Origin of the sequence: Aliiroseovarius sp. F20344 (assembly GCF_023016155.1) — a bacterium.
Classification (GTDB): domain Bacteria; phylum Pseudomonadota; class Alphaproteobacteria; order Rhodobacterales; family Rhodobacteraceae; genus Aliiroseovarius.
Genome location: NZ_JALKBG010000003.1, coordinates 697,260 through 720,493 on the forward strand (window position 1 = coordinate 697,260; position 23,234 = coordinate 720,493).

Consider the following 23,234-nt stretch of genomic DNA (forward strand, 5'->3'; position numbering starts at 1 on the left):
GTTTCCTTTCAGCCGAATTTCAGTTTCGCAACGATGATGGACCCCACCAGCGCTATTGCGATTGCATTTGCGATGACCATCGGCCACGCGGCTAGCATGACGCCATAAATCAGCCACAGCGTGACCGACAAAAGCACCAGAAGGTTGGTGGATAGCGACAGATCTTTGGTTTGCCGCGTGCGCCATGTGCGGATGGTTTGTGGCATCCAGCAGATCGTGCTGATGATCCCAGCTAGGCTGCCAATCAAGGTTTCCATCTTAGATGTCCTTCATGTGGGTATGGAAGGTCGCCTCGGCTCGGCCCCAGACGCCTGTGGTCAGATCGGTGAGAGTCGCGAGTGACGGCAGGAGCTGCCCGGCGTAGTCAATCGAGCTTTCTAAGGGCAGCATTGAGGGCAGATTGTCGATGGCCATAACGTCCAACACGGGGTCTTCGGCCACGCGCAGGGCAGGGGCATCCCAGCTGGTCGCTTTGTCATAGACGGGCACTGGGTTGTAGTCGCTGTCCGGGTCGCATGCCACGTCGCCGATGGCGGTCAGATTGCAGTTTGCGCTCATTGCGTCTTTGGGGACGAAAACCGGAGTTTGTGGACCCGCAAGAATACAGTTGATGAAGAGGTTATGGTCGAGGATTTCGGGGAAAGGCCCCCCGCTTGCGGTTTCGGCCATGTCCCATTTGGTTACAGAAACGCCCATCGCCTCCATCAGGTCCGAGGCGCCGGTGCCGACGCGGCCAAGGGCTCCGATGACAATGGCATTCGGACGGGCGATGCCGGTGGCGTCCAACTCGGCGCGCAGCTCGTCTATCAGGGCGTCTTTGTTTTTGTACGCGCCGACCGGGCCGCAAAGCTTGCCGTGTTGTTGGGCCGCCCAGGCTTTCAGCGTAACGGCCGCGCCCGCAAATCCAGCCCAATAGCCAAACGCTGCCACACGGCGGCCCGTTTCATCCACCAGATACTCAAGGTCATAGAGCGTTCCGCCGCCCGCTTTGAAGCGCTCCAGCAGCGCACGACCCGAGTGCTGGCCCTTGAAGGCATGGCCGAACATGATGTGGCGGTGGGGAAGGGGGGTGCCGTCCTCGGGCAGCTCTTTCAAGCCGAAAATAATCGCATCGCGGGGCGCATCGGGCCAGCTGTTCTCGGCCGCGATCTTGCAGCCTGCATCCTTGTAGCCGTCAATGCCAATAGCTCGAACACTGCTTTCTTCGACCGTCACGCGGATGCCCGCTTTGATCAGTTCTGCCGCCCCTTCCGGCGTCAGACCAACCCGGTCTTCGTTTTCACGTTGCTCTGCACGGACCCACAGATGTGTCATGGGGCGAACTCCTTAGAAATGTGTTTGGGCGTGGTGGCGGTCTTTGGCTTCCAGATGCGGCACCGCGTTGAATTGCGTCAGTGTCAGCCCGGCATCCATCAAGCGCATTCGATGGATCGAGCTGTTCATAATCGGAAGGATCGCGCGGGTGAACGGGGCCAAATCCAGCCCCATCACGACCCGCGTGGCCATGCCGATGAAACCGCCCGAAGTGAAGATAATCGCATCCTCACCGCGTTCGGCAATCTCGTGAATGACGTCCGAGACTCGGGTCTGGAAATCATGAAAGCTCTCTGGAGCACCTTCGATTTTCCCTTCCTGCCAGGCGGCGAAGGTCAGGGGCAGGTGGTCAATAAAATCTGTGTGCCCGGTTGGGTGTGGAATGCCAAACTGCGCATGCATCCGTTCGGACAAATCGAAATACCGCACTTCGTCCAGACGGGCGTCGGCGGTGAAGCTTTCGGCCCCCCATTCTTCGGCAGTTTGTTGATGGCGGGTTAGCGTGCCTGCGTAAATCCGTTCATATCTTTGACCGGTGTCGCGCATATGCTGTCCCAACCAACGCGCCTGTTGGCGACCCAAATCGGACAGCCGGTCATAGCCCGCTTCGTCGGTGGCCGTGTTGTTGGCTTGTCCGTGGCGGATCAAGGTGATGGTGGTCATAGAAGACTCCTTTGACCCATTGCTAGAGAATTGGATCCAATTCGAAAAGGGGGGCTGGCGCAAAAACGATGACTTGCGTCGGGAATGACGAACTGACGTCGCGCCGCACATGGTTTATACTACACCTCGGATAACGGAGGAACAGATGAGCGACGGTATCAAATTCACCCTTGATGGGCGCGAAGTTGTGGCTCGCGAAGGCGAAAGTATCTGGGATGTGGCCAAGCGTGAAGGTACGCTGATTCCGCATCTGTGCCACAAGGATGTTCCGAATCTGCGCGCCGACGGTAATTGCCGCGCTTGTGTGGTCGAGATCGAAGGCGAGCGTACTCTGGCGGCTTCGTGCATCCGTGAACCCGCTGATGGCATGGTGGTCGTCACTGACAATGCTCGCGCGAAATCGGCCCGGAAAATGGTGGTCGAACTTCTGATGACCGACCAGCCGGATCAGGCGCATGATACCTCGTCGCATTTGCTGGACATGGCCACGCTTAACGAAGTTGAACAAAGCCGTTTTCCGAAGCTGGAAGAAGGCCGCGTGCCGCTTTTGGATGACAGCCACGTCGCGATGAGCGTCAATCTGGACGCCTGTATCCAATGTAACCTCTGCGTGCGTGCCTGTCGCGAAGTACAGGTGAATGACGTGATCGGCATGGCCGGACGTGGTCATGATGCCTATCCGGTCTTCGATATCGATGATCCAATGGGCGCGTCGACCTGTGTGGCTTGCGGTGAATGCGTGCAGGCCTGCCCCACAGGCGCTTTGATGCCGGCCAAGGTTCAAGACACCTCCGATTTCGACAAAGAAGTCGAGAGCATTTGCCCCTTCTGCGGTGTTGGCTGTCAGGTCAGTCTGAAGGTGAAGGGCGACAAGGTGGTTTATGCCGAGGGCATCAACGGTCCTGCAAACGAAGGGCGTCTATGTGTGAAGGGGCGCTTTGGTTTTGATTACATCAACCACCCGCATCGCTTGACCAAGCCGCTGATTCGAAAAGAGGGCGCCGAGAAGGGCCTGAATGTCGATCCAGCCGACCCGTTCACCCATTTCCGCGAAGCGACTTGGGACGAGGCGCTGGATGTCGCCGCCAACGGACTGTTGAAGCTGCGCGACGAACATGGTGGCGAAGCGGTTGCCGGGTTTGGCTCGGCCAAATGCACAAACGAGGAAGCGTACCTTTTCCAGAAGTTCATCCGTCAGGGCTTTACCCACAACAACGTCGACCACTGCACGCGTCTGTGCCACGCTTCGTCCGTTTCGGCGCTTTTGGAAAATGTCGGCTCGGGCGCTGTGACCGCGACCTTTAACGAGATCGAAAACGCGGACGTGGCTATCGTTATTGGGTCGAACCCGATCGAAAACCACCCGGTTGCGGCGACCTATTTCAAGCAGTTCACCCAACGTGGTGGAAAGCTGATTGTCATGGACCCTCGTGGCGTTGGTATGGGCCGCTTCGCGACTCACCGTTTGCAGTTCAAGCCGGGCGCGGACGTTTCGATGCTGAACGCGATCATGCATGTGATCGCCGAAGAAGGTTTGCAAGACGACACCTATATCGCCGAGCACACTGAAAACTGGGAAGCGATGCGCGAGCATCTGAAGGCCTTCTCGCCCGAAGAAATGGCCCCCATCTGCGGTATCGACGCGGACGAGCTGCGTGCCGCTGCCCGCACCTTTGCAGCTGGCAAGAATGGCATGATTTTCTGGGGTATGGGCATCAGCCAGCACGTGCACGGCACCGACAACTCACGTTGCCTGATCGCACTGGCGTTGATGACCGGCAATGTGGGGCGACCCGGCACGGGTCTGCACCCGTTGCGCGGCCAGAACAACGTGCAAGGCGCGTCGGATGCGGGCCTGATCCCGATGTTCTATCCGGACTACAAGTCGGTGAAGGACGAAGGCGTACAGGCACTCTATCGTGACGTTTGGGGCGTTGAGGAACTGAACCCGAACCCCGGTCTGACTGTGGTTGAAATCATGGACGCGGTTTACGATCGCAAGATCAAGGGTATGTATATTCTGGGTGAAAACCCGGCCATGTCTGACCCGGATGTGAACCACGTGCGTGAAGCGTTGCGCCGGATGGAGTTCCTTGTCAGCCAAGACATTTTCCTGACCGAAACTGCCTGCTATGCGGATGTGATTTTCCCGGCGGCTGCGCTGGCGGAAAAAACGGGTACGACTTCGAATACCAACCGTCAGGTTCAGATGTGCCGCCCGGCCGTTCCCGCCCCGGGCGAGGCGAAAGAGGATTGGTGGATCACCACCGAACTGGCCAATCGGATGGGCATGGGGTGGACTTATGACCATCCAAGCCAGGTTTACGCCGAGATGGAACTGGTTATGCCGTCGCTGTCCCACATCACATGGGACCGATTGGAAACGCAGAATGCTGTGACCTATCCGTCGCTTTCACCGGAAGATCCGGGGCAAGCGGTCGTGTTTGGTGACAAGTTCCCGCGCGAAAATGGGCGCGCGCGCTTTGCGCCTGCGTCGATCATCCCGCCGGATGAAGTGCCGGATGACGAATACCCGATGGTTCTGACGACAGGTCGTCAGCTGGAGCACTGGCACACTGGATCGATGACACGTCGTGCCACGGTGCTCGACGCGATCGAACCCGAGGCCAATTGCTCACTGAACCCGAAGACTCTGCGCGACATGGGTTTGGAGGCTGGTGACATGGTGCGCCTGACAACCCGGCGCGGCACCATCGAGGTTATGGCGCGGGCGGATTATGCGGTCGCTGAAAATATGGTCTTCCTGCCGTTTGCCTTTGTTGAAGCAGCAGCAAACCTTTTGACCAATCCGGCGCTCGACCCTTACGGTAAGATCGCCGAGATGAAGTTCTGTGCTGTGAAGGTCGAGAAAACCAACCAGATCGCCGCTGAGTGATCCAGAGACACTCGGAAAACGCCGGCCTTTAAGTCGGCGTTTTTCGTTCCACCTGCATCCACGCGTCGATGCGCTCGATTTGGTCCGTATCCAACAACAGACCTAGCTTGCTGCGCCGCCAGATCACGTCCTCGACCCGCTGAGCGTATTCTTTATCCATCAACCAGCGAAGCTCGGCTTCGGTCAGTGTTGCGCCGAAGTCTTTGCCGAGATCTTCGGCCGACCTCGCATCGCCCAGGATCAGCTTTGCATCCGTTCCGTATGCACGAGCAAGCCGTTTGGCGTGGCGCGGGGTCAGGAAGGGATAGTCTTTCTGAAGGCCAGCCACCAATGCGTCAAAGCCATCCACGGGGAAATCGCCGCCGGGCAAGGCCACTCCGGCGGTCCAGTTGTCTGATACCGGGCCCAGTTCAGCTCCGACCTTTTTCAGCGCGCTTTCGGCAAGGCGACGATAGGTGGTGATCTTGCCGCCAAAGATGTTCAGAACCGGTGCGCCCTGCACGTGATCGGTCCGTAGAACGTAGTCGCGCGTCGCGGCGCTTGCGTCACCTTCGCCATCATTGAAAAGAGGACGAACACCCGAATAGGTCCAGACAACATCATCTTTGGAGATATCGTCTTTTATATACTGGTTGATGAAGGTGATCAGATAATCACGTTCCTCGTCGCTACATTTGGGTGGCGTGTCGGGGTCCACATGATCAGCATCGGTGGTGCCGATCAGGGTGAAATCGGTCTCATACGGGATGGCAAAAATGATGCGCCCGTCCTGGCCTTGGAAGAAATAGCATTTGTCGTGCTTGAAAAGGCGTTTGGTGACGATATGACTGCCGCGCACAAGCCGGATATTGGCCTTCGCGTTGCTGCCGAGTGTCTGACCCAAGGTGTCCGCCACCCAAGGTCCGGCCGCGTTAACAAGCATTCGGGCCGTAACCTGCCGTTCTGCCCCGGTGTCCGAGTTGGTGAGTGTCGCATGCCAAATGCCATCTTTCACCAAGGCCTGAGTGACCTTGTGGCGTGGATTGATCTCGGCCCCGCGGTCATCCGCGTCACGGGCATTCAGGGCGACCAGTCGTGCGTCTTCGACCCAGCAGTCCGAATACTCAAACGCGTTTTCAAACATCGGGTTTAAGGGATGCCCTTCCGGGCTGTCTCGCAGGTCCACCCGCGTCGTGCCGGGCAGTATTTTACGCCCTCCAAGATTGTCGTAAAGGAACAACCCCAAGCGCACCAACCAACCGGGGCGGCGGCCTTTCATCCACGGCACTACGGTGTTCAACAGGCGCGATGTGGGTGTTGAACTATCGAACCGCATGGAGTGGTGATAGGGCAGGACAAATCGCATCGGCCACGAGATATGTGGCATGGCGCGCAGAAGGGTCTCACGTTCGACCAGCGCTTCGCGCACAAGGCGGATTTCGAAATACTCCAGATATCGCAAACCACCGTGAAACAATTTGGTCGAGGCCGAGGACGTCGCGCCGCCGATATCCCCCATCTCGGCCAAACAGACGGACAGGCCACGGCCTGCCGCATCGCGGGCAATCCCGCAGCCGTTGATTCCGCCGCCGATGATCAAAAGATCGAAGTCGCTTTGCATGGCATTGCCTTCACATGAGTCGTGGTTACGCGGAAAATGCGCGAAAATGACGTAAATTAGAAGGGTAAAATGTTCGTTTGCGTTCGTTTTGGTGGGGTTTTATGTCGAAAAACACAGTTTAAAGGCTTCAGAAACTGTGAAAAAGCTGGATTTTCAATGCTCCCACGGCGCATATGTGCTCGAAACGAACATGAAGCTTTTCGAATTGGTGTCGAATGACCATCACATTGCGCAAGCCAGAAATAATCGCGATCGCCCGGCGTGAGGGGAAAGTGACTGTCGATATGCTGGTCGATCATTTTGGCGTGACGCCCCAGACAATTCGCCGAGACCTGACCGAACTTGCGGATGAAGGCGCACTGGAACGGGTGCATGGCGGGGCCATTTTGCCCTCGACCACAGCGAACATTGGTTATGATGAGCGTCGCCAGCTGAACCAGTCCGCCAAGGTTGATATCGCACGGGCGTGTGCGCGGCAGATCCCAAATGATTGCTCGGTCTTCCTAAACATCGGCACCACGACCGAGGCTGTTGCCGCTGAGCTTCTGCATCACAAGGGACTGCTGGTTGTGACCAACAACCTGAACATCGCTGTGATCCTGTCCGCCAACCCGGATATTCAGGTTATAGTCTCGGGGGGAAGCCTGCGCAGGTCCGATGGCGGGCTGGTCGGAGAGCTTGCCACGGACCTGATCCGAAACTTCAGGTTCGATATCTCGGTGATCGGGTGCTCTGCCTTGAATGATGCGGGCGACATTTTGGATTTCGACCTTCACGAGGTCAGTGTCAGCCAAGCCATCATCGCGCAAAGCGACAAGGTGTGGCTGGTGGCTGATCACAGCAAATTTGACCGCAAGGCGCCCGTTCGCATTGGCACTCTGGCGGATGTGGATGTGATGTTCACGGATCAGTCGTTGCCAGAAGCCAGTGCGAACCTGTGCACGACAAGCGGAACCAAGATTGCGATTGTGGCGGGTTAACCCCAGCGCACATCGCCCAGAAAGATATACCCCGCCCCGTAGATTGTTTTGATCAGTCGCGGGTTCTTGGGGTCTTCGCGCAGTTTAGTGCGAAGGCGGGAAATGCGAACGTCCATTGCGCGGTCGAAGCTTTCCCCTGCCATGCCGCCTAATGTTTCTTGCATTTGCGCCCGAGAGATCAGGCGTTTGGGGGCGTCGAGGAACAGGCGCAGGACCTCTCCTTCGGCGTGCGAGAAGGCGGTTTCTTCACCGCTTTCATCTTCAAGCACATAGCGGTCGAAATGGGCGGTCCAGCCGTTGAAATGTGCGGTGTTCAACGATGTGTTGCCCGGCTTCTGATCGCGCAGGCGTGCGCGGACGCGGGCGACGACCTCGGCAGGTTCAAAGGGTTTGACGATGTAATCATCCGCCCCAAGTTCTAAACCGGTGACCCGATCTTGCACCATTGAACGGCCCGAGATGATGATGATCGACGCCCCACTTTCCAACGCCAGCCGGTGGACAAGCGTCAGACCGTCCCGATCAGGTAGCCCCAGATCTACCAGACAGACATCTGGTGACATGGTGTTCAACGCGGCTTCGAACTCGGTCGCGCGGGCGAATGCGGCGGTGCGAAATCCGGCCTCTTCTAACGCGTGGGACAGCATGCGGCGGATTTCGGGTTCGTCATCCAGAATGGCGATCATGTGTTGGGTCAAGATGGAACCTCTTGCGACAGGAAAGTGGCGAGTTCACCTGTGGTGAACGGCTTGGGCAGGACCGGGAATGGTGTGTCTTTGCGGCGCGCGTCATCTGGTGGAAGCGATGTCATAAGCAACATGGGCACGGTTACCCCGGCCTGAGATAGCGCGTCCAGAAACTCCGGCCCCGTTTGCGCGCCTTCAAGTATAACATCTGACAAGATGAGGCCCAGCCCTTCAATCCCAGTCAGGCCCAGTGCTTCTTCGGCCGAGCTTGCTTCGATCACCTGATGGCCCATGCTGATCAGCATTTCACGGACCGAGATGCGGATGTCATCGCTGTCTTCGATAAGAAGGACAAGGCGCGGAGAGATTGGTTGCGCCGGAATGCGAAGTGGTAAGCGGATCGAGACAACCGCCCCGCCGGTTTCATCGCTGTTGAAAACTTTCACGCGACCCCCTGCAACAGTGGTTTGGTCATAAACCATGGACAGACCCAACCCGGAACCTTCCCCGCCCTTTGTGGTGAAAAACGGGTCCAGAGCGTGCTCAAGCGCTTCGGGGGCAAAGCCCGGCCCGGTATCGGTCACGCGAAACTCGATCCAGGTTTCGCGGATCGGGCGGGCGGTCAGAAGAATGTCACCACCCGTTTCACCCAACGCATGGGTTGCGTTGATAATCAGGTTTAGAAGTCCATCCTGAATGGCCCCGGCATCCAAAACAACGAGCTTGTCCAGATCGGATGCGCTGATGGTCAGGTTGATGTTTTGCGGAAGTGTTGGCCCCGCGAGGCTTTCCAGCCCTATCAACATTTCGGGGACGTTGACCGGCTCCATATGCACATCCCGTCGGCCCGAAATCGTGGCGATACGTTCCAGCAGTGTGCCGCCACGGCGCACGGCGGCATTGGTAGCCTGAACCAGTTCCTGCGCGTCATCACCAATCTTCATCTGCGCCAAACGGCTTTGCAGCCCCATGATGATGGTCAGCAGGTTCGAAAAATCATGCGCCACGCCAGATGTCAGCTGTGCCGCCAGCTCGCGTTTGCGGGTCTGGGCAAGGGCGGCGCGCGACTGGGCTTCTTCTGTGACATCCATCGACAGGATGTAGACGCCAGTGATTTGGTCTTCGTCTCGATCCGGAGTCAGCGCAACACGAATTCGGCGGCCTGAAGTTTCATGCGTGAATTCAAACACGCTGGATTCACCTTCGAAGGCGCGCGCGAAATAGGGGCTGATTTGCGCATAGGCCTCAGTGCCCAAGGCTTCGCTTGCGTGAAGACCCAGCAGGTCCGTTGGGCGGCCTGGAATGACCTTCCCCAGTCTGCGATTGGAAAAGGTGTAGTGAAGATCGTGATCAATGCGCGCGATATGTGCTGGCATCATCTCGGCGGTTAGGCGCGTGCGGCTTTCCATCTCGGTCAGCTGCCGTTTGGTTTCTTCCAACGCGGTGTTGGCGGACGCCAGCGCCCTGTTGGTTTGGCCCAGTTCTTCGGTGTAGTTCAGAACTTGATCTGACAGCTCTTCAGACCGGGCGCGCAGAAGACTTTCCTGCCGTTTGATCGGGGTGATGTCGGTGTAAACAGTTACCCAGCCGCCTTGAGGGATCGGGTGCCCCTCGACCGAGATCACGCGACCATTGGCGCGCGTGCGTTCCATGTAGTGCGGTTCAAAGTCCAGCGCTTGATCGACACGAGACTGCACAAACTCGTCGATATCATCGACCTCGCCATAGTCGCCACGCTCGGCCAGATAGCGGATTGTTTCGGAGAAAGCCGCGCCGGGGCGGACAAGCTGATCGGGCAGGTCGAACATGTCCTGAAACTGTCGATTTCCAATCACCAGCGTCAGCCGTCGGTCATAGATGGACAGCGCCTGTTGGATCAGGTTCAGCCCGGCTTGGGTCAAAATGGCCGTTTCTGTCGATTGTAAAGGCAAGCGGTGTTCTCCTGCCCCTATCGCTAGCACCTGATTTACTAAGGTAAAAGAGGAATGACAGCGGAGTTTCGTATTAAAACGGGTCCTGTAACAATTCGATAGAATTGGGAAAAAGTGCCGAAACCTTTGACCGCGAGTTTTTTTTAGTCAGGGTTGTCAGGCAAGAATCGCTTGGCGACCGGGAACGTCGGCCAACCGACGGTGGGAGGAAAATTTGGCACAGGATCAAGTCGCTTCAGGGGCATACGCCTCTATTCCGGCACTACTCGCGCGGAATGTGAAGGAATATGGAGATCGCCCGGCCTATCGGGAGAAAGAATTCGGTATCTGGCAAAGCTGGACCTGGGCAGAGGCCGCTGAAGAAATTCAGAACCTCGCGCTGGGTCTGTTGGCTTTGGGGATCAACCGCGGAGACCACGTGGCCATTATTGGCCGCAACCGTCCGGCCCACTACTGGGCCATGGTCGCAGCACAGAAAGTGGGCGCTGTCCCGGTGCCGCTGTATCAAGACGCCGTGGTCGAAGAGATGGAATACGTGCTGGACCATTGCGGTGCGCGTTTCGTCATCTGTGGGGATCAGGAACAAGTCGATAAAGTGATCGAGGTGCAGGACAAGATCCATCACATCGAACACGTGCTCTACTATGACAAACGTGGCTTGCGGAAATACGACCACAGCCACCTACATTGGTATGCCGACATTCAGGAAGAAGGTCGCGTGGCCCATGCCCGTCTGGAAGACGAGATGGCCGCCCGCGAAGCCGAACTTGACTACGACAGCACCTGCGTGATGCTTTACACTTCGGGCACCACTGGTCGCCCGAAAGGCGTGGTTCTGTCGAACCGCAACATCATCGAAAGCGCTAAGAACTCGTCCGAGTTCGATAACTTGGGTCTGAACGAAGACATCCTTGCTTATCTTCCGATGGCGTGGGTGGGTGACTTCATCTTCTCGCTTGGTCAGGCCATGTGGACTGGTTTCTGCGTGAACTGCCCGGAATCGGCGGACACAATGATGACCGATCTGCGCGAAATTGGGCCAACATACTATTTCGCTCCGCCACGTGTTTTTGAGACTCAGCTGACCAACGTGATGATCCGGATGGAAGACAGTGGCGATCTGAAATACGCCTTGTTCCACCACTTCATGGAATACGCAAAAGGTGGCGCCGGCGAGAAATTCGGCATGCCGAAGCGCAAGGTCACGACCGAGAAGAAGACGCTGGAACAAAAACTCCGCCACGGCTTTAACTACGCCATGGGGATCGGGTTTGCTGCCGAGGCAATCATCGAGAACAGCATCCGTCTGGGCTTCGCCAAGCTGCGTCACGGAAAGAACGTCCGCAAGCACTTCAAAGCGAAGGACCCGATTGGTCTGAAGCTGTATCGCGGCAATCTGCAGGAATACTTCAAGTATCGCTGTGGTGATGTGCTGGTGTACGGCCCGCTGAAAGACACATTAGGCTTTGGCCGCATTCGTGTTGGCTACACCGCCGGTGAAGCGATTGGTCCGGAAATCTTCGCGTTCTATCGCTCGATGGGGATCAACCTCAAACAGCTCTACGGTCAAACCGAAGCCACCGTGTTCATCACCGTCCAGCCGGATGGAGAAGTGCGCAATGACACTGTTGGTGTCCCGGCTCCGGGTGTCGAAGTTCGCATAGAAGACAATGGCGAGATTTTCTATCGCTCGCCAGGCACGTTTGTTGAGTACTACAACAACGCGGAAAGCACGGCAGACACCAAAGACCCCGAGGGTTGGGTGGCAACAGGCGACGCTGGTTTCTTCGACAAGAACAATGGTCACCTGCGCATCATCGACCGTGCAAAGGACGTTGGAAAAATGGCCGATGGCCGGATGTTCGCGCCGAAATATGTCGAGAACAAACTAAAGTTCTACCCGGACATTCTGGAGGCAGTTGTCTTCGGCAATGACCGCAACATGTGTACGGCCTTCATCAACATCGACCTGACCGCCGTCGGCAACTGGGCCGAGCGTAACAACGTGGCTTATGGTTCCTATCAGGAACTTGCTGGGCACCCGGATGTGGTTTCGACCATTCAGGAACACGTTGAAACGGTCAATAAATCGGTTGCTGAAGACGAAATGCTTTCGGGCTGTCAGATTCACCGCTTCCTTATCCTGCACAAGGAACTGGACGCCGATGATGGCGAAATGACCCGTACCCGTAAGGTGCGCCGCAAGATCGTCGAAGAGAAGTATGCTCCGCTGATCGAAGCGCTCTATGGCGGGAAGTCCGAGCAATATATCGAAACTGAGGTCACCTATGAGGACGGCCGTAAGGGATCGATCAACGCCACCCTGGAAATCCGCGATGCGGCTGTGGTGGGTAACACTCAGGGGATGGCGGCAGAATGACGACCGATATGAACGCCGACAGCTACGTCACCGAAGACGGGCGCACCATTGGCCCCGTGGTCATGGACCTCAAGAACATCACGCTGCGCTTTGGCGGTGTGGTTGCGATCAAGGACATCAGCTTTGACATCCGCGAAGGCGAGATCCGCGCGATCATCGGCCCGAACGGCGCTGGTAAATCCTCGATGCTGAACGTCATCTCGGGGTTCTATAAACCCCAAGAAGGCGAGGTTTACTTCCGCGGATCGAAACGCCCACAGATGAAACCGTATCAGGTCGCCCAGCAAGGTTTGGCCCGGACATTCCAAAATATCGCGCTGTTTGACGGTATGACTGTTCTGGACAACATCATGACGGGCCGTCTGAACAAGATGAAAGCAAACATCTTCCAGCAGGCGATCTGGAAAGGCAAAGCGGAACGTGAAGAGATCGAAAACCGCGAAGCGTGCGAGAAAGTCATCGACTTTCTTGAAATTCAGCACATCCGCAAAACGCCCGTTGGGCGCCTGCCTTATGGTCTGAAAAAACGTGTGGAACTTGCCCGCGCTCTGGCCGCGGAGCCGTCGCTGCTTTTGCTCGACGAACCGATGGCCGGCATGAACGTTGAGGAAAAAGAGGACATGTCCCGCTTTATCCTCGACATGAATGACGAGTTCGGAACCACCATCGCCCTGATCGAACACGATATGGGCGTGGTCATGGACCTGTCCGACCGCGTGGTCGTGATGGATTACGGCAAGAAAATTGGGGACGGCACACCCGACGAGGTGCGCAACAACCAGGATGTGATCGACGCCTATCTCGGCGTGTCGCACGACTAAAGGGGGAGATCATGCCTGAACAATTACTCTTTGCGATTGAGGTTACCCTAAACGGTCTGATGGCCGGGGTTCTCTACGCACTCGTCGCGCTGGGCTTTGTCTTGATCTTCAAGGCGTCCGGTATCTTTAACTACGCCCAAGGTGTTATGGCGCTGTTCGCAGCACTGACGCTGGTGGGCATTCAGCAGGGCCAAGTGCCTTTCAGCCACCTGATCAACGCAATCTTTGGCACTCACATCCACCACTTCCCGTGGCAAGTACCATCGATCATCGCGATCATATTGGCGGCAGGGGTCATGGTGTTCTTTGCATGGCTGGTTGAGAAATACATCCTGCAACACCTGATCGGTCAGCCTGACATCATTCTGTTCATGGCGACCATTGGTCTGGCCTATTTCATGGAAGGCTTCGGCGACATGATGTGGGGGTCCGAGATCAAGACGCTTGACGTTGGACTGCCTCAGGGCCTGAACGTGGCCATCGACGAAACGACCTATGGCTGGTTTGGTTATGGCTTCTTTATCGACAACCTCGATCTTGTGGCAACGTTGGTGGCGATCGTCCTTGTGACTGTGCTGGTGATCTTCTCACAATACACCAAGCAGGGCCGCGCGCTTCGTGCGGTGGCAGATGACCACTCGGCAGCTTTGTCGGTCGGCATCTCGCTGCGCTTCATCTGGGTTTTGGTCTGGTCGATCGCAGGATTTGTGGCTCTGGTCGCGGGTATCATGTGGGGCGCCAAGTCGGGTGTGCAGTTCTCGCTGTCGCTGATTGCTCTGAAAGCTTTGCCGGTTCTGATGCTGGGTGGCTTTACCTCAATCCCGGGCGCTATCATCGGCGGTCTGATCATCGGCGTGGGCGAGCAGCTTTTCGAATTCGCTATCGGCCCGATGGTCGGCGGCGCAACCCAGAACTGGTTTGCCTATGTGCTGGCTCTGGTCTTCCTGATCTTCAGGCCTCAAGGCCTGTTTGGCGAAAAAATCATCGAGAGGGTCTGATCAATGTTCTACCGTGAAGCCGGTGATTTCAAAACGTCCTACAAAGACGACAACCAGACCTTCCCGATCCGTCTTGATCGGATGGGCTACTATATCGTGATGTTCGTGGCCTTCTGCGTCGTTCCGTTCTTCGTGAATGACTACTGGGTGAACTCGGTCTTTGCGCCATTCCTGATCTACGCGATCGCGGCGCTGGGCCTGAACATTCTGACCGGGTATGCCGGTCAGGTGTCGCTGGGGACGGGCGGGTTCATGGCTGTGGGCGCTTATGCGGTCTACAAGCTGATGGTTGCCTTCCCTGACGTCTCGATCGTGATCCACGTTCTGCTGGCCGGTGGCATCACCGCCGTGGTTGGTGTGCTGTTCGGTCTGCCGTCGTTGCGCATCAAGGGGTTCTATCTGGCGGTGGCCACGCTTGCCGCTCAGTTCTTCCTTGTATGGGTCTTCAACAAGGTGCCGTGGTTCTACAACTACTCGGCATCGGGTCAGATCAACGCACCAGAGCGTTCTGTCTTTGGCGTGATCGTTACAGGCCCTAATACTGAAGCTTGGGCAAAATATATGATCTGTCTTGTCTTCGTTGTGGTGCTGGCATGGGTTGCGCGCAACCTGACTCGCGGCATGATGGGGCGTAAGTGGATGGGCATCCGTGATATGGACATCGCGGCCGAGATCATCGGGGTGAACCCGCTGATGGCCAAGCTGACTGCATTCGCAGTATCGTCCTTCTTCGTTGGTGTCGCTGGCGCTCTGTTCTTTGCAGTTTATCTTGGGGCTGCCGAGGCTGGCGAAAGCTTTGGTATCGCCAAGTCGTTCCTGATCCTCTTCATGATCATCATCGGTGGTCTGGGATCGATCTTCGGATCCTTTGCGGGCGCGGCTTTCATGGTACTGTTGCCCGTACTTCTGAAGAACGTGCTGGTGGGTGGTCTTGGATGGCCAACCGATCTGGCAGCTCACCTTGAGTTCATGGTGGTTGGCGGATTGATTGTGATCTTCTTGATCCTTGAGCCACATGGCTTGGCGCAACTGTGGCGCCTGACGAAAGAAAAACTACGCTTGTGGCCCTTCCCGCACTAAGGGCCCATGCACTCCAACATCCTGCGCGTCACGAGGAGACGGCGCGCAGGGTTTAACCAACGTGACCCATAACGGGCACAGAAATTTGCTAATCTAGGGAGGAAGCAAATGAAATTTACGAAAATCGCCGCGGCCAGTGTTACGGCCCTTATGGTGGCAACCCCGGTTCTTGCTGACCTGGTGTTCCCGTCGCTGTCTTACCGCACCGGCCCTTACGCTGCTGGCGGCATTCCTTACGCAGACGGTTTTGCCGATTACTTCACCCTGCTGAACGAACGTGACGGTGGCATCGGTGGCGTTGCCATCCAGGTGCCCGAGTGTGAAACCGCCTACAACACCGAAAAGGGTGTTGAATGCTATGAATCGACCAAAGGTCAGGGCGCACTTGTCTATAACCCGCTGTCGACTGGCATCACCTACCAGCTGATCCCCAAAGTGACCGCTGACAACATCCCGCTGTACACCCCCGGTTACGGTCGTACCTCGGCTGCAAACGGTAAAGTGTTCTCGAACGTCTTTAACTTCCCGGCCAACTACTGGAACGCGGCTTCGTTGGCTGTGAACCACCTGCTGGAAATCAACGGTGGCGACATCAAGGGCAAGAAAATTGCTCTGGTTTATCACAACTCTGCTTACGGCAAAGAGCCGATCCGCACCTTGGAAGGTCTGGCCGAAAAGCACGGTTTCGAACTTCTGGCGATCCCAGTTGATCACCCCGGTCAGGAACAGAAAGCTCAGTGGCTGCAGATCCGCCGTGAGAAGCCTGACAATGTCCTGATGTGGGGCTGGGGCGTTATGAACCAGGTTGCCATTCAGGAAGCCGCAAACATCCGCTTCCCGATGGAAAACTTCATCGGCGTATGGTGGTCAGGTGGTGACCATGACGTGACGCCGGCTGGCGACAAGTCGAACGGTTATAAGGCTGTTACCTTCCACGGTGTTGGTGACGACTATCCGGTCTTTGGTGACATCCAGAAATATGTAGTGGATTCTGGCAAGGCTGCTGGTGCTGGCGACAACATCGGTAAAGCGATCTACAACCGTGGTGTTTACGCCGCGATGTTGCTGGCTGAAGCCGCCAAGACAGCTCAGGAAATCCATGGCACTGCCGATATCACCGCAGCGCAAATGCGTGACGGTATGGAAGCACTGGAGATCACCGAAGAGCGTATGGTCGAGCTGGGCATGGGCGGCTTTGGCCCCTCGTTCACAGTTAGCTGTGAAAACCACGGTGGCCCGGGTACCGGTGCGATCCAGCAATGGGACGCTGCTGCCGGTTCGTGGAAGCTGATCTCTGACTTCGGTGGTTCGGACATGGATGTGATCCAGCCGCTGATCGACGCTGACTCGGCTGCATATGCTTCGGAAAACAACATCACCGAGCGCTGTAACTAAGCCGTCTTGATACGGAAACGTCCGGGCCTTCGGGCCCGGACGACCCCTACGAAACGAATTCAAACAGGACGACCTGATATGCTGGACGCTGCAAAGACCGACGAGACCCTGCTTGAGGTCAACAATATCGAGGTCATCTACAATCACGTGATCCTCGTGCTGAAAGGCGTAAGCCTGTCTGTTCCCAAGGGCGGTATCACCGCATTGCTTGGTGGTAACGGGGCAGGGAAGACCACGACCCTTAAGGCGATTTCGAACCTGCTTCAGGCAGAACGCGGTGAGGTGACCAAAGGTACGATCGACCACATGGGCGAAAACATCGCCGAACTAAACCCATCCGATCTGGTGAAGCGTGGTGTCATTCAGGTGATGGAAGGCCGTCACTGTTTTGAGCACCTGACTGTGGAAGAAAACCTTCTGACTGGCGCTTACACACGCACCGATGGTCGCGCTGCAATCGCTAAAGATCTGGAAATGGTCTACGAATACTTCCCGCGCTTGGCGGAACGCCGCAAGTCGCAGGCTGGTTACACCTCGGGTGGTGAACAACAGATGGTGGCCATGGGCCGCGCGCTGATGTCGAACCCGGAGATGATCCTTTTGGACGAACCATCGATGGGTCTGGCCCCACAGCTGGTGGAGCAGATCTTTGAGATTGTGAAACGTCTGAATGAAGAGCAGGGCGTGACCTTCCTGCTGGCTGAACAAAACACCAACGTGGCTCTGAAATATGCGCACTATGGTTACATCCTCGAAAACGGTCGCATCGTGATGGACGGTCCCGCCGCCGAACTTCGCGAGAATCCTGACGTTAAAGAATTCTACCTGGGTATGTCGGATGAAGGTCGTAAGAGCTTCCGCGATGTGCGCTCGTACCGCCGCCGTAAGCGTTGGCTGGCCTAATCTAGCCCGCCATCCATGGCGACCCAATTATTCATGATTAAACCGCCGATCTCCGTCGGCGCAGACAGAGGCTATGCTCATGTCCAATTATTTTGACGCGCTCGAGACCCGCTCGGAAGATGAACGCACAGCAGGCATTTCGGCCGCTTTGCCCGAACAGATTGCCCGCGCGAAAGCGCTGCCCGGATATGCAAGCCTTCTGGCGGATGTAGATGCGGCAAGCGTGACCTCGTCTGGGGTGCTGGCGAAGTTGCCGGTGCTGCGCAAATCCGAGATCGGCAAAGCTCAGGCAGCCAGCGGTCCGCTGGGTGGGTTCGGAGCACTGCCAACCCACGAGTTTGCACATATCTTCCAAAGCCCCGGCCCGATTTACGAACCCGGTGGTGTGGGACATGATTGGTGGCGCATGGGGCGTTTCTTGAGTGCCTGTGGCATCGGCAAGGGTGACATTGTTCAGAACTGCTTTGGGTATCATCTGACCCCGGCTGGCATGATCTTTGAAAACGGTGCGCGCGCTGTCGGGGCGGCTGTTGTGCCTGCTGGCGTTGGTCAGACAGAACTGCAAGTGCGTGCGGCTGCCGACATTGGCACCACTGCTTATGCAGGTACGCCGGATTACCTGAAAATCATTCTAGATCGTGCTGATGCAGATGGCGTGAAGCTGAAAATCACGAAAGCTGCCGTTGGCGGTGGGGCGCTGTTCCCCAGCCTGCGTCAGGAATATGCAGATCGCGGCATCACCTGCCTGCAAAGCTATGCGACGGCCGATCTAGGAAATGTTGCTTATGAAAGCGACGCTATGGAAGGCATGATTGTGGATGAGGGCGTGATCGTCGAGATCGTGCGTCCCGGCACAGGCGACCCCGTTGCGCCGGGCGAAGTGGGCGAGGTTGTTGTGACCACGCTGAACCCTGATTATCCACTGATCCGCTTTGCCACTGGCGATCTGTCGGCTGTGCTACCGGGCGTCAGCCCCTGTGGTCGCACCAACATGCGGATCAAGGGCTGGATGGGACGCGCTGATCAGACCGCCAAGATCAAGGGCATGTTTGTGCGCCCCGAGCAGGTCGCGGATTTCGTTTCCAAACACGCCGAGATCTCGAAGGCGCGTGTGGTTGCCACGCGTGAAGGCGAGATGGACGCCATGACCGTGAAAGTCGAAGCTGACGGTGGCAATGTGGACGCCTATGCCAAATCCGTCGCGGAGACGTTGAAGCTGAAAGGCAAAATCGAACTGGTCGCACCGGGCAGCCTGCCCAATGATGGCATCGTCATCGATGATCAACGCGTCTACGACTGATCTTAGGAGCACTGGCCAAATCCTTGTTTGGCCAGCCCTTCGGGCTTCAGGGCTGATAACTGAGTTGTTTTCCCCTTTGAGATAATCGGGAATGCCGCCACTATGTTTAAGAAAGGCGCTTTCGGGCGCTTTAGTTTGGTGGAGGCATTCAGTATGAACATTCGGAAAACTATCGTAATTGCCGCGCTTTTGGGCGCTGCAACACAGGCTAGCGCTCGGGATGCAGCGCTGATCGTTTCACAAGAAGACTATCGCTACTATGACGATGTATCGGGTGTGGAGGGTAGTGACATGCTTGTGGATCGCTTGGATCAAGCGGGATTTGACCTTCAGCTCAGCGAATCCGAACGGGCCGAGAACACTTGGGATAGCATCGCGGAGTTTCGCGAAGATGCTCAAGACGCCGAGCGCATTTTGATTATGCTTGCAGGTCGATTTGCAACGGATGGCGAGGAAACGTGGCTGATCACACGTTATGGTGATGTGCCATCTGATCTTAGCATCGGGGCAACAGCGGTACCGCTGAGCGCCATTTTGAACACGGCTTCAGACTTCCCGGAAAGCGCTTTGGTTTTGCTTGCGCCTCAAGGCGAGGGAACTGAGCTTGGCCACGGATTAACACCCGGGATTGGCGAGATCGATGCCCCTGAAGGTGTGACGGTTCTGGTTGGCCCAGCAAACAGATTGGCGCGCTATGTTGATCGGGTTGCCTTGGCCGAAGGGGCGCGTATGGCAAGTAGATTGCGTGCGCGGTATCCGGCTGTGACACCCTATGGTCACCTATCTGATTTCTCTCCGTTCACGAAACCTGAAGTCTCTAAGGCCGAGCGGGCAGAACGCGAGCTGAATTTGACACGCAACGACCGTCGAAATGTTCAGCGCGATTTGGCTCTGCTTGGCTTCGACCCAGGATCAATTGACGGAATTTTCGGGCGTGGAACGCGGGCTGCCATTACGGATTGGCAGCGAGATGCCGGTAAAAAGGAAAGTGGTTTTTTGAACCTACGGCAGATCCGTTTGTTGGGATCTATGGCCGACAAACGCGCAGCAATCCTTGAGGAAGAAGCGCGTAAGCGTCAGGAAGCACTCGAGAAAGAAGACCGCGATTACTGGGATCAGACCGGGAAAAACGGTGATGTGCGCGGTTTGTTTGCCTATCTGAAGCGCTACCCGGATGGCCTGTATGCGGAACAAGCGCAGACCAAGCTGGATGAATGGGAGCAGAGCTCTGAATCGAGCCTTGGTGAAAAAGAGCGGCAAGCTTGGAACAAAGCAAAGCAGGCAAATTCGATCAAGTCTTACCAAGCTTATCTTAAAGGCTACCCGAAAGGTGACTTTGCAGAGCTTGCCAGTAAGAGAGTTGCAGAGCTGAAGCAGAAGCAAGCGCGTAAGGCTGCTCTGGCGGTCGAGAAGAAGGTGGTAAAGAATTCGCAGATGCGATTGTTCGTTGAAACCCGCCTGGCCAAACTAGGTATCAATCCCGGTATTGCCGACGGGACTTTCGATGCAAAAACACGCAAAGCCATACGGCAGTTCCAGAAAAGCCGGGGTCTTCAAGCTACTGGGTTTGTTGACAAGGCGACACTCGTAAGACTGCTCATTGGTACTAGATGATTGGCTGTTACGGATTTGTAAGAACAAAAAAGCCGCCCACTGGGCGGCTTTTTCTGTAACGCTGCTGAAGCGATTAGCCCTGACGGGCTTTGAACCGGCGCTGCGTCTTGTTGATCACATACACGCGGCCTTTACGGCGCACGATGCGGCAATCGCGGTGACGGTTTTTCAGCGAGCGGAGCGAGTTGCGAACTTTCATGGTCCTTCTCCTTCTACGCGGCGCTGCGGTTGCGCCTTGGCTTCAGTTTACCTTTCGACCTTATGGCCGTCGGGCGGTTCATGGTGGGCGATACTGGGATCGAACCAGTGACCCCTTCGATGTCAACGAAGTGCTCTACCGCTGAGCTAATCGCCCTGAAATCTTCTTTGAACCAGCCACCGAAGACCAATCCAAACAACGAGACGCGGGAATTCCCGCGCCGGTTCGGGTTCCTATAAAAGGAGTCGGAGTGCTGCGCAAGGGCTTTTGGCAAGAGATTTTTACTTTATAAAGAGCGCAGGAGGTAAAGATGCTCGATCAGACATTTTCGTTGTATCGCCCGAGGTTCCGGGACACGAGCGTCATTTTTGCGTCGCCTCATAGCGGTCGGAATTACGAGGTTTCATTTCTGAATGAAACCATTCTGGATGAACGTACCATCCGATCTTCCGAGGACGCCTATGTCGATCAGCTTTTCGCGTTTGCAACCGAATGCGGCGCCCCCTTTCTGTGCGCAAATACCCCACGTGCTTATGTGGATCTGAATCGTGGGGCAGATGAGCTTGATCCAGCATTGATTGCGGGGTTGCGGCGGACGACATTGAACCCGCGTATTTCGTCCGGGCTTGGCGTGATCCCTCGTGTCGTTGCGGGTGGGCGTGCGATTTATCGCGGCAAGATGACATTAGGAGCTGCTCAAAAACGTTTGAACACGCATTGGCATCCATATCACAACATGCTGCGGCAGCTTATGGACCAAAGCCTGTCCCAACATGGTCAATCCGTTTTGCTGGATTGTCATTCGATGCCGAACGAGGCGTTGTCGAGCTTGTGCCGGGCCAAGATGGAGGTTCCAGAAGTTGTCTTGGGCGATCGGTTCGGGGCCTCTGCCAGTTCTGACATCGTGGATGCCGTCGAAGTGGCGTTCCAAGCCGCTGGTTTCAGGACTGCACGCAACACTCCGTTTGCCGGTGCGTTTATGGCCCAGCATTATGGACGTCCAAATCGCGGGCATCATGTTGTGCAGATTGAAATTGACCGGTCTCTTTACATGGATGAAGAGACAATCAAGCCGAATGATCGATTTGTAGAGGTGCAGCAACGACTGCAAGCTGTGATTGCTCAGATTACTGAGATCGGCCGCCAAGACACGGCACTTGCAGCAGAGTAGCGTGGTTAACGCAACCCCCGACCTTTGATGATTGCATCCTTGCCAAATCGCGACCGTATCTTGTCGGTTGCTTTTTCGGCCTGACGCCGCTTTTCAGCATTGGGATCCAGAAGGTCTTGTGTGACGTCGGTTTCAGTAGCGGGGCCGATATGGCTTAGACCAACCCCAATCAGGCGAAATGGCCCGTTATCCAACACGGTGTCCAACAGGGCTCGAGCGGTGCGGTAAATACGATCAGCGGATTGCGTCATGTCGCCTAAATTGCTCTGGCGACTAAGCGCCCGAAAGTCAGCACGTTTCAGTTTCAGTGTCACCACCTGCCCAGCCATGTCGCGCGCCTTTGCGCGGTCCGAGACTTTCTCGGACAAGCGCCAAAGGTGTCCGTCCAGCAAATCCAGGTCAGCAGTATCCTCAAAGAATGTGGTTTCGTTCGAGATCGATTTGATGGGTGTATGAGCCGAAACACGCCGCTTGTCTTGCCCACGCGCCAGATGCCACAGGCGTTCACCCATGCCTCCGAAACGAGCCACCAGATCTTCCTTGTCCCAACGCAGAAGGTCTTCGAATGTGTGGACACCAGCTTTGTCCAATTGAGCCTGACTGACACCGCCCACGCCCCAGATCAGACCCACGGGCTTGTCACGCAGAAAATCCATCGTCTCGGCCTTACCAATCACCGAAAACCCGCGTGGTTTGTCCAGATCAGATGCGACCTTGGCCAGAAACTTGTTGTGGCTTAACCCGATAGAGCCCGTCAGGCCCAATTCATCTTCCATCCGGTTCACCAACCGCGCAAGCATGACTGCGGGCGGTGCGCCGTGTAATTGCGCCGTTCCGGTCATATCCAGAAAGGCTTCGTCCAGTGAGAGGGGTTCGATGGCAGGGGAAAGCTCGTCCATCATCGCCCGGATCTGTTTGGAAACGGCGGCATAGTGGCTACCGCGCGGGCGGATCACCACGGCGTCCGGGCAAAGCTTAAGCGCCTGAAACATCGGCATTGCAGATTTAACGCCACGAATGCGTGCGACATAGCACGCGGTCGAAACGACCCCACGCTTGCCGCCCCCAATGACCACCGGTTTATCCGCCAGATCCGGGTTGTCGCGCTTTTCGACCGAGGCATAGAAGGCGTCGCAATCCATATGCGCGATGTTCAGGTCAAACAGCTCCGGGTGCGACAGCACGCGCGGGCTGAGGCAGGACGGGCAACGGCGGCCCGTGTCAAACTGGGTAAGGCATTTACGGCAAAGCGACGGCATAGCGCGAAATTAGCGGATGCAGGGCGCAGGGAACAGGCCTAGTC

Annotated in this window: 19 protein-coding genes and 1 tRNA gene; 11 read left to right on the plus strand and 9 right to left on the minus strand. The window is 56.4% G+C overall.

Going from position 1 to position 23,234, the window contains the following annotated elements:
* Nucleotides 1–8: 8 nt before the first annotated feature.
* The 3 genes from MWU55_RS03945 to MWU55_RS03955 are packed head-to-tail and all read right to left on the minus strand — an operon-like array spanning nucleotide 9 to nucleotide 1,977.
* On the minus strand, nucleotides 9–257 hold the full coding sequence (locus MWU55_RS03945) for a SemiSWEET transporter (protein WP_246934425.1): 249 nt from the start codon (nucleotides 255–257) through the stop codon (nucleotides 9–11).
* Nucleotide 258: 1 nt separating this feature from the next.
* Nucleotides 259–1,314, minus strand: a complete 1,056-nt coding sequence (locus tag MWU55_RS03950; RefSeq protein ID WP_246934427.1) for a saccharopine dehydrogenase — start codon at nucleotides 1,312–1,314, stop codon at nucleotides 259–261.
* A 12-nt stretch (nucleotides 1,315–1,326) separates the two neighbouring features.
* Nucleotides 1,327–1,977: a histidine phosphatase family protein gene (locus MWU55_RS03955; RefSeq protein ID WP_246934428.1), complete on the minus strand. Its 651-nt coding sequence runs from the start codon at nucleotides 1,975–1,977 to the stop codon at nucleotides 1,327–1,329.
* 145 nt (nucleotides 1,978–2,122) lie between these two features.
* On the opposite strand from MWU55_RS03955, the gene fdhF reads away from it, so the two are divergent.
* Nucleotides 2,123–4,873 (plus strand): formate dehydrogenase subunit alpha, encoded by a 2,751-nt coding sequence (gene fdhF, locus MWU55_RS03960; protein ID WP_246934429.1) that lies wholly within the window; start codon nucleotides 2,123–2,125, stop codon nucleotides 4,871–4,873.
* A 28-nt stretch (nucleotides 4,874–4,901) separates the two neighbouring features.
* Here fdhF and glpD read toward each other — a convergent pair whose 3' ends face one another.
* A complete protein-coding gene (gene glpD, locus MWU55_RS03965; protein WP_246934430.1) occupies nucleotides 4,902–6,473 on the minus strand; it encodes a glycerol-3-phosphate dehydrogenase in 1,572 nt (523 codons plus the stop codon).
* A gap of 215 nt (nucleotides 6,474–6,688) precedes the next feature.
* On the opposite strand from glpD, the gene MWU55_RS03970 reads away from it, so the two are divergent.
* A complete protein-coding gene (locus MWU55_RS03970; protein WP_246934431.1) occupies nucleotides 6,689–7,453 on the plus strand; it encodes a DeoR/GlpR family DNA-binding transcription regulator in 765 nt (254 codons plus the stop codon).
* Here MWU55_RS03970 and MWU55_RS03975 read toward each other — a convergent pair.
* Nucleotides 7,450–8,151, minus strand: coding sequence for a response regulator transcription factor (locus MWU55_RS03975; RefSeq protein WP_246934433.1), 702 nt, complete (start codon nucleotides 8,149–8,151; stop codon nucleotides 7,450–7,452). The genes MWU55_RS03970 and MWU55_RS03975 overlap by 4 nt on opposite strands.
* A complete protein-coding gene (locus MWU55_RS03980) occupies nucleotides 8,148–10,070 on the minus strand; it encodes a PAS-domain containing protein (protein WP_246934434.1) in 1,923 nt (640 codons plus the stop codon). The genes MWU55_RS03975 and MWU55_RS03980 overlap by 4 nt, the downstream gene beginning before the upstream one ends.
* A gap of 214 nt (nucleotides 10,071–10,284) precedes the next feature.
* Between MWU55_RS03980 and MWU55_RS03985 the strand changes: the two genes are divergently transcribed.
* The 8 genes from MWU55_RS03985 to MWU55_RS04020 all read left to right on the plus strand — a co-directional run bounded on the left by MWU55_RS03985 (nucleotide 10,285) and on the right by MWU55_RS04020 (nucleotide 20,561).
* The gene (locus tag MWU55_RS03985) at nucleotides 10,285–12,450 is read left to right on the plus strand and encodes an AMP-binding protein (protein WP_246934435.1); all 2,166 of its coding nucleotides are present in this window, start codon (nucleotides 10,285–10,287) and stop codon (nucleotides 12,448–12,450) included.
* Nucleotides 12,447–13,271, plus strand: a complete 825-nt coding sequence (locus MWU55_RS03990) for an ABC transporter ATP-binding protein (protein WP_246934437.1) — start codon at nucleotides 12,447–12,449, stop codon at nucleotides 13,269–13,271. The genes MWU55_RS03985 and MWU55_RS03990 overlap by 4 nt, the downstream gene beginning before the upstream one ends.
* An 11-nt stretch (nucleotides 13,272–13,282) precedes the next feature.
* The gene (locus tag MWU55_RS03995; RefSeq protein ID WP_246934438.1) at nucleotides 13,283–14,269 is read left to right on the plus strand and encodes a branched-chain amino acid ABC transporter permease; all 987 of its coding nucleotides are present in this window, start codon (nucleotides 13,283–13,285) and stop codon (nucleotides 14,267–14,269) included.
* A 3-nt stretch (nucleotides 14,270–14,272) separates the two neighbouring features.
* Nucleotides 14,273–15,349, plus strand: coding sequence for a branched-chain amino acid ABC transporter permease (locus MWU55_RS04000; protein WP_246934439.1), 1,077 nt, complete (start codon nucleotides 14,273–14,275; stop codon nucleotides 15,347–15,349).
* A gap of 108 nt (nucleotides 15,350–15,457) precedes the next feature.
* A complete protein-coding gene (locus MWU55_RS04005; RefSeq protein ID WP_246934440.1) occupies nucleotides 15,458–16,744 on the plus strand; it encodes an ABC transporter substrate-binding protein in 1,287 nt (428 codons plus the stop codon).
* Nucleotides 16,745–16,822: 78 nt separating this feature from the next.
* Nucleotides 16,823–17,647, plus strand: a complete 825-nt coding sequence (locus tag MWU55_RS04010; RefSeq protein ID WP_246934442.1) for an ABC transporter ATP-binding protein — start codon at nucleotides 16,823–16,825, stop codon at nucleotides 17,645–17,647.
* 79 nt (nucleotides 17,648–17,726) lie between these two features.
* Nucleotides 17,727–18,947, plus strand: coding sequence for a phenylacetate--CoA ligase family protein (locus MWU55_RS04015; RefSeq protein WP_246934443.1), 1,221 nt, complete (start codon nucleotides 17,727–17,729; stop codon nucleotides 18,945–18,947).
* 153 nt (nucleotides 18,948–19,100) lie between these two features.
* On the plus strand, nucleotides 19,101–20,561 hold the full coding sequence (locus tag MWU55_RS04020) for a peptidoglycan-binding protein (RefSeq protein WP_246934444.1): 1,461 nt from the start codon (nucleotides 19,101–19,103) through the stop codon (nucleotides 20,559–20,561).
* A gap of 73 nt (nucleotides 20,562–20,634) precedes the next feature.
* Here MWU55_RS04020 and ykgO read toward each other — a convergent pair whose 3' ends face one another.
* The gene (gene ykgO / locus MWU55_RS04025) at nucleotides 20,635–20,760 is read right to left on the minus strand and encodes a type B 50S ribosomal protein L36 (RefSeq protein ID WP_039685556.1); all 126 of its coding nucleotides are present in this window, start codon (nucleotides 20,758–20,760) and stop codon (nucleotides 20,635–20,637) included.
* An 81-nt stretch (nucleotides 20,761–20,841) separates the two neighbouring features.
* Nucleotides 20,842–20,916 (minus strand) — tRNA-Val (locus MWU55_RS04030).
* Between the two features lie 154 nt (nucleotides 20,917–21,070).
* On the opposite strand from MWU55_RS04030, the gene MWU55_RS04035 reads away from it, so the two are divergent.
* On the plus strand, nucleotides 21,071–21,931 hold the full coding sequence (locus tag MWU55_RS04035) for an N-formylglutamate amidohydrolase (RefSeq protein WP_246934445.1): 861 nt from the start codon (nucleotides 21,071–21,073) through the stop codon (nucleotides 21,929–21,931).
* Between the two features lie 5 nt (nucleotides 21,932–21,936).
* On the opposite strand, the gene MWU55_RS04040 is transcribed toward MWU55_RS04035, so the two are convergent.
* Nucleotides 21,937–23,190 (minus strand): DNA polymerase IV, encoded by a 1,254-nt coding sequence (locus MWU55_RS04040; RefSeq protein ID WP_246934446.1) that lies wholly within the window; start codon nucleotides 23,188–23,190, stop codon nucleotides 21,937–21,939.
* Nucleotides 23,191–23,234 lie beyond the last annotated feature (44 nt).